We start from the raw sequence: 7,007 nt of genomic DNA, 5'->3' as shown, positions 1-7,007 counted from the left end.
GCTGTCTCTTGATCACAAGTCTGACTCAAGAGATTTTGCTAAATCGTAGCCTTCCAGGATGGCTTGTAACTTAAGCCATCCTTGCCATAACACTTTCACAGATGCACGCCCTGTGCGCTTGGTATCTTTCCAGCCTCCTAACTTTGCCAGTTCCTGATACGCCCATGACATATTTGGAGCAGTTTCAGGCAATGGTGTTTTTATTCTCTTTAACCACAATAACTTCCATGCTTTGGGAGATAACAGTTGTTCACAACTTGGAGAATCAGGCTGCTCATTGGTGAACTTTAGTTGCAATATTCGCGTCGCAATAAAGCCATTAATCGTCACCAATCTTTCCATGTTATCTTGGCTTTGAAGGCGTAAACTTTCGATATCCGTACCATCACTTTTCCAGACTTTATGGTATTCCTCTACAAGCCAACGGTGCTCATAGTAGGTGATGATAGCTAAAGCGTCTTCTTTGCTGGTGACTGGTTCACTGGTTAATAGGTGCCAGCTTAAGCCGTTCTCAGCGTTTCCTCGCTCTGCACAGCCGACATAGTAAACTGGGAGGGAGTGTCCTTTCTTATTGTAAGGCGCTTTGAGTGTCACTGGCGCATAGGTGATATCCAGTGTTGCGCTTCGGGCTTTTCTTCCTCCTTTTTGTGCAATGTGGATGTGTTTGGTGCCTGCACTCATCAGCTCGCTTGCAAACGCATAGAGCTTATCCTCACCTTCTTCAATATGACGACTTTGCATCGAGCGTACGACGAATCGTTGCTGCTCGCTCAGTTTATACTGCAAGTATTCGTAGATGTCCGCTTCGCGGTCACACACCGATATCACGTTCGCCATTTGTCCTTGCAGCCGCTCTGCCATCGCTCGTGACGCTGACTCCCACTTGTAACTTTCTTTTTCTTCGTAAGAAGTCGTCGCGTGTTTTTCTCTTTTTCCAATCGTGTTGATATCACGACTCCAGCGAGACTGTTCAATTAATCCCACAACTTGCTTTGTGTCTGGCGCAAACAGTAATACGCTATGAGCTAACAAGCCTCGTTGTTTTGCTCCTCGTCCGACATGACCCAAATCATCTCGAATGGAGGAATGTTTATAAATTAGTGTGGTCGTGTCTTCTAATGCGAGTAATAAGTTATGACTTTTTGCTTGTTCAACCGTGGCTTTAAAGCCTGACTCTGCTATAGCCGTTGCGTCAATATTCTCGTTGCGAATAAAGCGGTAGGCACCTTCCATATCGGCGGGGGATTGAGTGATGTTCACAAGTGGTTTTCCTGGTTCATTTGCAAGCGTTGATGCTAACTTTACCAGACGCGCTGTTCTTCTTGGATCACCTAAGTCCGATTTACCGAATTGTTGTTTTGCCCAATGAGTATGTTCGTTAATCATAATGTGCCCTCAAACAAGATTTGAAGATCTGATCATGACATTGAGATTTAGTTCAAAAAAATCCCCGCTAATTTCTTAGCAGGGATTTGTGTATAAGAGACAGCTTTATGCGCCTTTTTTAATACCAACTAATACAAATTCTACGTAGTTAAAATTCGTAACTTACGCTAATACCGCCATCGGCTCTTTTTTCGTTGCTGTCGCTTGCTTTACCATAGCCCACATCTAGCTCTAATCTAAAACCAGCGCTGTTCAGTCCATTAAAGTTATAGCTGTACGTAAGCCCTATGCCGTTTGTTGTTTCTTCATCAAAAATTCCGCCAATTACACAACCTAGCGTATTAGCAAAGTCAGTTGCTACATCATTAGTTGAACTTTCACACTCTTGGTCTGTATCTCTTGCACCAATAGCGCCCACAAGCGCGCCAAAAGCATGTTTTTTATTATCGCTAACTGCTTGTTCAAAACCGGCTGAAAAACCATCATCAAGGCCTAGTTTATAATTTGCATACCAGCGTTGTGTGTCGTCGTTAGCCGACAAAGACACTTCAGGAATAACTAAATAAGGATAGCCACCCCCAATCGAAAAACTAACATCGTTAGCAAAAGTAGAACAAGAAGCGATAGATAAAGTGAGTAGTAATATTTTTATTTTCATAAAGTTCCCTTTGAGTAAGCATAAAATGTACTTACTTTAGGGACGCTGTGCAATACGACAAAAAGCTCGTTAAATTTAGCTTTAGTAATAAAATAGGGATTAAATTTTAGCGAGTATTTTATCGCTTGCCGCTTCAATTAAATCGAGCACATTTTCAAAGCCATCATCGCCGCCGTAATAAGGATCGGGAATAGCGCTTTGGGCTTGCTCGCCATATTCTAAAAATAGCGCCAGCTTATAGCGTAAATGCTCAGGGCATTGCGCTGTTAAATCAGCTAAATTTTGTGTATCGGCCGCTAAAATTAAATCAAATTCAGTAAAATCGCTTGTGCGTACTTTACGTGAATAAATACCTTTAAAACTATAACCACGTTTTTCGCCTGCAGCCATTGAGCGACTATCAGGCGTTTTACCTTCGTGGTAACCAATAGTCCCTGCCGAATCGACTTTAACGTTAACACCTAGCTTTTTAGCACGGGCTTTTAATACCGCTTCTGCAGTTGGCGAGCGGCAAATATTACCTAAACACACTATGAGTACTTTTTTCATTAAGGCTCCTCTAACTAATTTAAAAACCTAAGCTTTAAAACTGTTTTAAAATACTTGCGTCGTAATCTTCAACGTTAAGCGTTACGTTATGTTGCGCTGCAACAGATTCAAGCTCAGCTTGTTTAATCGCTAAATCGTCCATGGTAATTAGATTATCGTCTAGCTGCCATAATAACCGTGAGCCCGCGTAGCTATAATGAATCGCCAATAACGCATCCGCATTACCTTCACGGCCAGCAGCTTTTAACTTAGCCATTTTACGGGTTATTTTATTAAGTGCTTTTTTAAGCTCCCACACATAAACAACTTCTGTCATAAACGTATGTGTACGGTATTTATGAAGTAACCACGCAAGCCCAACGCTAGTAATAGCAACACCTATTAAGTTCCAATGAAAGTGGCTACCACTTTCATCAGGAAATAAAGCAATCAGCGTTTGCGATATAGCCAAGCTGCCTACAGCCAAACCAATACCACATCCTGCAATAACACGGTTTAAATGTTTACGGTAACGCGCTTTATTTATTTCAATGAGTTGCATAACAGCCTAAAAAGTTAAGTTTTAATATTTGCGAATGGCTATTGTAACTAAACCCCACATTTTTTATAAAATTATTTCACCCCTTTTTGATTTGCCACCCGTTATAGCTTTGAAAACACCCTAATTGTAGTGGTCAATAAAATTTGGAGCGGCTTATGCACACACTTGAAATACCTAACAACCCAGTATTTATTAAAACATCGACTGCCGTTATTGGCGGCGCCGCGATGACCTTTGCAGCTTTTGCGTTTATGCAATATTTAATAAGTGGCGAGCAACGCGCACCGGTTAAACCAGGGGACGATATTATAGTAGAGATTTTTCAGGCGCCTGAGGATTCAAAGCTAAGGCATATACAAAAAATACAGCCGCCACCGCCGATGCCTAAAGTGCCGCAAAAAGCTCCACCGCTTGATACATCAGCCGATCCTGTGTTGGCAATTAACGACTTTACGCCGATTACAATTGACGATTTTGGTGGCGACATTAACAACACCATTAATCGCCCAACAGGGGATGCAACACCCATAGTGCGCATAAACCCTAAATATCCAACCACAGCGGCGCGCGATGGTATTGAAGGTTGGGTGCAACTAAGCTTTGGTATTTCGCCAACGGGGGAAGTAATCGACCCAGTAGTTATTAACGCCGAGCCAAAGCGCACCTTTGACCGCGAAGCAATAAGAGCCATTAAACGCTGGAAATATCGCCCAAAAGTAATTGAAGGTGTGGCACAATTACAAACAGGTCAAACTGTACAGCTCGATTTTAAATTAGATAACTCTATTTAACGGACTAAACGCCTATGCTACTAAGTATTAAGTCATGGTTATTTGAAACGCCAAGCAAGGACTGCATGGCAAGTTATGCAAAAAGTGGCGACAATCGTTACTTAGAGCAGCTTATTGCCCTCTACAGTAACGACTTATACCACTACCTTGTTACGCAATCTAATACCCATTTAGCATACGACGTAAGCCAACAAACATGGCTAAAAGTAATCGAAAAGCGCCACCTTTACCAAGCCCAAACCACACCCAAAGCGTGGTTATTTAAACTTGCCCGCAACACACTCATTGACGAATACCGCAGGCAACAGCACTTTGTAGAGCTTGACGAAAACACGCATTTAGCAGCACAAAATGATAAAAGCGAAAGCGACTTAACTAGTGGAAACTCGCATATAGATAACTTGAATATAGGCAGCTCAAACATAAGTTATAAAGCGTTCGACGCCGCCCTAAAACAACTCAGCTTTGTACAGTGCGAAGCCATAACATTACAACAAGAAGGCTTTTCGCTCACCGACATAGAACTCATAACGCAAAGCAGCCTTGAGACTATTAAAACAAGGCTGCGCTATGCCAAGCAAAACCTTAAACGTTTATTAGGAGCAAACAATGAACAAGCCTGATGAGCCGTTTGATCAAAAGCTCACACAACACTACAAAGAGCGAAAAGCGCGCACAACACTTACAAGCGATCAGCAAAAAGCGCTACTTAATAAGGCCACGCACACAAAGCCTAAAAAGTTCGGCTTTACGCTACAGCTAACCAGCCTAGCCTGCGCACTCGGTGTGTTCGCCTTTATTGTGTTTGATAATAACAACGTAATAAATACAGAGCCTAAAACCGTACTTAACAGCGTATTTAACACTATAGACATTCACGACTATTCAATTATTAAAACACACGAAATAAACCAAGCTGGTAGCTACGCAAGCTCTATCACAGAACAAAAACACGCGCTTGATAGTCAATTAGCTAACGATTTACGCCGCCACCAACAGCGCCACATAGAATACGGCACTCTAGTGAAGGTAGATAGCGACTGGTACATAGCCAGCTGTAATGATGAAATGCTAGTGCAAATTAAGCATTCACTGTTGAATGATTTAAAGGGCAAACACGCGATTGAAAGTAATATAAACACCGGCGACATGCTCGCTATGGCACATAACGGCAAAGGGCAAATTATTGCGCTTAAACATGCGGGAGCTGGGGTTAAGCAATGTGGGGCTTAACTTCAAATATATATGTTGATTTACAAATGAGAAGTAATATTTAAATCCCTTTGTAGACAATTTTTTTACTACTATCAAGGTCTACTAATTTTGATATGTTGTACTTTATTGGTTTTTTACATATAACTTTAGATTAGCGCTTTAATATAAAGTCACATTTATAAGTACTCAACGTTTTATTTTTAGGGAAGCTCCATGTTTGAAAACTTGTCATTAGGTAAGCGATTAGGCTCATCTTATTTTATTCTTATTACTATTTTATTAATTATGACAGGTTTTGCAGTGGGAGAAATGCGAACTATTTCTAGCTTCACTCAACAACTTTATAAGCATCCGTATACAGTTAGCGTATCGATTGCAAAAATTGAAGTAAATGTAACAAGTATCCATAGCGTAATGAAAGATGTTGCACAGGCCAATACAATAGAGCAAATAAACGATGCAGCAAAAGAAATAGCTAAGCTTGAGAAAAACACGTTAAAATTATTCTCTGTATTAGAGGAACGCTACCTCGGTAACAAGTCTGAAATACTCTCACTTAAAAAGCAGTTTATTGATTGGGCCCCTATTCGAAACGACATTATTTTATTAATGAAAGAAGATAAACGTGCCGAAGCTGCAAAAATCACAAAACAAGAAACCCTCTATATTAAAAACCTAAGTGAACAACTTTTTTCACTCGAAGAGTTTGCAGCAAATAAAGCCAATGAGTTTACCAACAAATCAATTACTCAAGGCGAATCAGCCATATTCAACTTAATTATATTAGTACTTATTGGTGTTGTTATTGCGGTATTACTAACATGGAAAATTTCGGTTTCTATTTTAAAGCCAATTGGTGGAGAACCCAAAGACATTGAAATACTAACCCACAAAATTGCAGAGGGCGATTTGAGCATGCGCTTTGATAATACACTGCAGACGACAGGTATTTATTCAGCAATGCAGCTAATGGTAGAAAAACTTAAAATAATGATGCAACAAATCTCCGATTCAGCTACGTCTCAAGCAACAGCTGCTGAAGAACTCGCTTTAATATCCACCCAAACAAAAAATAATGTGTCAGAACAAGACCTAGCAACAGAGCAAGTAGCTACAGCCATTAACCAAATGCAAGCAACTGCTGCTGATGTTGCTAAAAACACTAGCGTAGCTGCTAGCGCAACAGAAGCAGCACGCTTACTCGTTGACCAAGGTAGTGAAAAAGCAGAGCAATCTTTTAGTGGTGCAACAAAACTATCAGACGATCTTCATAATGCATCTGCAATCATTAGCGAACTAGCTCAAAGCACACAAGACATTACGGGTATTCTTGGCGTTATTAAAGGCATTTCAGAGCAAACTAATTTACTTGCATTAAATGCCGCGATTGAAGCCGCCCGAGCTGGAGAGTTTGGAAGGGGCTTTTCGGTTGTTGCCGGAGAAGTTCGTACGTTAGCATCTAATACTCAAAAATCGACTGCCGAAATTGAAGAAAAAATCACTAAGGCGCAAGCACAAGCAAAAGCATCCGTTGAAGCAATGATGGTTGGTCGAGAGCGAGCTAATAACATAGTCACTCAAACTACTGACGTGCAACAAGCCCTTGGCGAAATAAAAGAGTCGGTTCATCAAATTATTGATATGAACTCGCAAATAGCATGCGCAACTGAAGAGCAAAATGCAGTGGCAACAGATGTTAGTAAGCAAGTAATAGAAATAAAAGAGCTATCGAAACAAACAGGCGCTGGGGCAGAAAAAATCAACATTGCTACCGAAGAGCTAACCCTATTTGCAGCTCAACTTAGCAGCCTTGTTACACGCTTTAAAATTTAGAGTTTCAGTTTAAGCCTAAGTATAAAGGAGCGTA

Annotated in this window: 8 protein-coding genes; 4 read left to right on the top strand and 4 right to left on the bottom strand. The window is 40.8% G+C overall.

What is annotated here, in order from left to right:
* Positions 1-12: 12 nt before the first annotated feature.
* The 4 genes from GQR45_RS04295 to GQR45_RS04280 all read right to left on the bottom strand — a co-directional run bounded on the left by GQR45_RS04295 (position 13) and on the right by GQR45_RS04280 (position 3,134).
* Positions 13-1,386 (bottom strand): IS4 family transposase, encoded by a 1,374-nt coding sequence (locus GQR45_RS04295; RefSeq protein WP_096058041.1) that lies wholly within the window; start codon positions 1,384-1,386, stop codon positions 13-15.
* Between the two features lie 148 nt (positions 1,387-1,534).
* The gene (locus tag GQR45_RS04290; RefSeq protein WP_007583799.1) at positions 1,535-2,044 is read right to left on the bottom strand and encodes a hypothetical protein; all 510 of its coding nucleotides are present in this window, start codon (positions 2,042-2,044) and stop codon (positions 1,535-1,537) included.
* Positions 2,045-2,143: 99 nt separating this feature from the next.
* A complete protein-coding gene (locus GQR45_RS04285) occupies positions 2,144-2,593 on the bottom strand; it encodes a low molecular weight protein-tyrosine-phosphatase (RefSeq protein ID WP_010555493.1) in 450 nt (149 codons plus the stop codon).
* Positions 2,594-2,627: 34 nt separating this feature from the next.
* On the bottom strand, positions 2,628-3,134 hold the full coding sequence (locus GQR45_RS04280) for a DUF3087 domain-containing protein (RefSeq protein ID WP_007583795.1): 507 nt from the start codon (positions 3,132-3,134) through the stop codon (positions 2,628-2,630).
* Between the two features lie 155 nt (positions 3,135-3,289).
* On the opposite strand from GQR45_RS04280, the gene GQR45_RS04275 reads away from it, so the two are divergent.
* The 4 genes from GQR45_RS04275 (at position 3,290) to GQR45_RS04260 (ending at position 6,973) form a co-directional block, all read left to right on the top strand.
* The gene (locus GQR45_RS04275; RefSeq protein ID WP_165725208.1) at positions 3,290-3,925 is read left to right on the top strand and encodes an energy transducer TonB; all 636 of its coding nucleotides are present in this window, start codon (positions 3,290-3,292) and stop codon (positions 3,923-3,925) included.
* Between the two features lie 14 nt (positions 3,926-3,939).
* Positions 3,940-4,548 carry a sigma-70 family RNA polymerase sigma factor gene (locus tag GQR45_RS04270; protein ID WP_165725207.1) on the top strand — a complete coding sequence of 203 codons (609 nt, stop codon included), beginning with the start codon at positions 3,940-3,942 and terminating at the stop codon, positions 4,546-4,548.
* Positions 4,535-5,158 carry a hypothetical protein gene (locus tag GQR45_RS04265; protein WP_165725206.1) on the top strand — a complete coding sequence of 208 codons (624 nt, stop codon included), beginning with the start codon at positions 4,535-4,537 and terminating at the stop codon, positions 5,156-5,158. The genes GQR45_RS04270 and GQR45_RS04265 overlap by 14 nt, the downstream gene beginning before the upstream one ends.
* Before the next feature lie 195 nt (positions 5,159-5,353).
* Positions 5,354-6,973: a methyl-accepting chemotaxis protein gene (locus GQR45_RS04260; RefSeq protein WP_165725205.1), complete on the top strand. Its 1,620-nt coding sequence runs from the start codon at positions 5,354-5,356 to the stop codon at positions 6,971-6,973.
* The last annotated feature ends 34 nt before the right edge of the window (positions 6,974-7,007 follow it).

The organism is Pseudoalteromonas sp. SA25, from assembly GCF_011378705.1.
Classification (GTDB): Bacteria; Pseudomonadota; Gammaproteobacteria; order Enterobacterales; family Alteromonadaceae; genus Pseudoalteromonas; species Pseudoalteromonas arctica.
This window is presented reverse-complemented; position numbering and strand designations above follow the sequence as displayed.

Bases quoted from the DNA above. Each gene is read 5' to 3' on its own strand.
- GQR45_RS04270 (WP_165725207.1), top strand. From the start codon at position 3,940: ATGCTACTAAGTATTAAGTCATGGTTATTTGAAACGCCAAGCAAGGAC.
- GQR45_RS04280 (WP_007583795.1), bottom strand. From the start codon at position 3,134: ATGCAACTCATTGAAATAAATAAAGCGCGTTACCGTAAACATTTAAAC.
- GQR45_RS04290 (WP_007583799.1), bottom strand. From the start codon at position 2,044: ATGAAAATAAAAATATTACTACTCACTTTATCTATCGCTTCTTGTTCT.
- GQR45_RS04285 (WP_010555493.1), bottom strand. From the start codon at position 2,593: ATGAAAAAAGTACTCATAGTGTGTTTAGGTAATATTTGCCGCTCGCCA.
- GQR45_RS04295 (WP_096058041.1), bottom strand. From the start codon at position 1,386: ATGATTAACGAACATACTCATTGGGCAAAACAACAATTCGGTAAATCG.
- GQR45_RS04275 (WP_165725208.1), top strand. From the start codon at position 3,290: ATGCACACACTTGAAATACCTAACAACCCAGTATTTATTAAAACATCG.
- GQR45_RS04260 (WP_165725205.1), top strand. From the start codon at position 5,354: ATGTTTGAAAACTTGTCATTAGGTAAGCGATTAGGCTCATCTTATTTT.
- GQR45_RS04265 (WP_165725206.1), top strand. From the start codon at position 4,535: ATGAACAAGCCTGATGAGCCGTTTGATCAAAAGCTCACACAACACTAC.